This window comes from Bifidobacterium sp. wkB338 (assembly GCF_003688325.1).
GTDB lineage: Bacteria > Actinomycetota > Actinomycetes > Actinomycetales > Bifidobacteriaceae > Bombiscardovia > Bombiscardovia polysaccharolytica.
Genome location: NZ_NPOR01000025.1, coordinates 1 through 1,750, shown reverse-complemented (window position 1 = coordinate 1,750; position 1,750 = coordinate 1). Strand labels below are relative to the sequence as shown.

At 49.0% G+C, this 1,750-nt stretch carries 2 protein-coding genes; both read right to left on the bottom strand.

What is annotated here, in order from left to right:
* Positions 1-408 (bottom strand): DnaJ domain-containing protein (locus tag CI603_RS05675; RefSeq protein ID WP_183122265.1); only part of this gene is annotated, 408 nt, incomplete at its 3' end.
* Between the two features lie 71 nt (positions 409-479).
* Positions 480-1,750, bottom strand: a 1,271-nt coding sequence (locus CI603_RS05670) for an Hsp70 family protein (RefSeq protein WP_121913377.1), incomplete at its 5' end; no start/stop codon positions are given.

The window sequence follows — 1,750 nt, the reverse complement described above, 5'->3', positions numbered from 1 at the left end:
GTCAGAAGCTAACAAAGCACGGAAAGCCCAGGCGTTTACATTGCCGCTTTGTACATCTGTTGCTTCTTTGGCAGCGCTGTAAGCCTTGCGCGTGTCACCATTTCTGTAGTACTCGCGTGAAACAGCAAGCCAATCCCTGCCCCCATTCCCCGTAGACTGATCTGCAGAGGTGTCCGGTGGAGCAGATTCAAGTTGTTGATCATAAGCCTCGCGTTTTTCAGGATCGGTGAGAATCTTCTCTGCTTCCCCGATCTGCTCCACTTTCTTCTCTGCCATGCTCCTGGTGTCGATGTCAGGAGAACTATCCACCCGTCGGCGGAATTTGGCCCTTTGCTGTCGTATGGCTTTCTTGATTTCTGCTTCGGTCGCATCAGGTGAAATATTGAGTAGCTGATAATAATCAATCATAGTTAGTTCCTTGAGTATCGTTCAGGTGTATTCTTTGCTAGTTATGCTTGTTGTCTTCTGACGCGCTGGGCTTAGTCGATGGTCAATGTATTCAGCTTGTTTGCTGAATCGGCCATCTCCTGCTTGCCAAGATTGGCTACACGGTCGATTTCAAAAGACCCCAGTGATTGATTGGTCACCAGATCCACGACTTCAATTTGCACTGTCTGATCAATGTCGTAATAGTAAGTTACCTTCAACGGGGAACCCGCTGGATGCGCAGGCAGATTCAATGTGCTAGTGCCGATAATCGTGACGAACTGAGGATCCTCATCATCGCCCTGTGTAACCTGTACTTTGACGGTCTTCTGGTTGTCCTGCATTGTGTAAAAGACATCAGAATATGAGCCAGGTATAGCTGAATTCCTCGGTATGACAATGCTGTTTCGCATGCCATTTGTCTCATCATCGAAAGTGAGCGTGCCTAAAGCTTGAGAGGCAACATCTTGGATCTTGACAGCTCCACCCAGTGTTGGCAGACCCTCCGCAGCCGGATCCTTGCCTTCTGCCTCAAGCAGTTTGGACTCCTCCAAACCAGCTTGTACAGCCGCTCCTTTGGCAACAGCTTCATCAGGATTGACGTCAGATTGAGGCTCTTTTCCTGTCAGCTTTTCCATCATCCGATGCACCATTGGCATTCGCGTGGATCCACCAACGAGGAGGACGTAATCAATGTCGTTCCAGTCGAAATCTGCCTCATCCATGACGTCTTGAACCAGATCCCTGGTACGTGCAAGCAGACTTTGCGTAGCTTGTTCAAACTCTTCGCGTGTTATGGCTATCTTGTAGTTTTTCCCTTTGAAGGTTAGGAAAACGTTGGTGGTGGAGAATTTGCTCAAGGCCCGCTTGGCTATCTCTGCTTTCTCACGCAAATCAGCGGTCGCCTGAAAGTCATCCAGCAGTCCTTCACCGCCTTGGTCGGATACCTTGGCTGCTATGAGCTTCATTAGGGCATTGTCGAAATCGAAGCCTCCGAGGTTGCGATCACCGTCAGTTCCTATAACTTCAAACGTGAGATCTTCGACGCTGAGCAAGGTGACATCAAACGTGCCACCGCCCAAGTCATAAACAAGTATGGTTCCCTTTTTCTGAGAGTCCAAACCATAGGAAATTGCCGCCGCAGTCGGCTCGTTCAGGACGCGCAGCACGTTGAAACCAGCGATTTTACCGGCTTGTTTTGTGGCTGTGCGACGAGCATCGTCAAAGTAAGCAGGAACCGTGATGACTGCATCGGTTATTTCTTCACCAAGATTCGTTTCAGCATCCTGCTTGAGATGCTTTAAGATAATAGCCGAAATTTCTT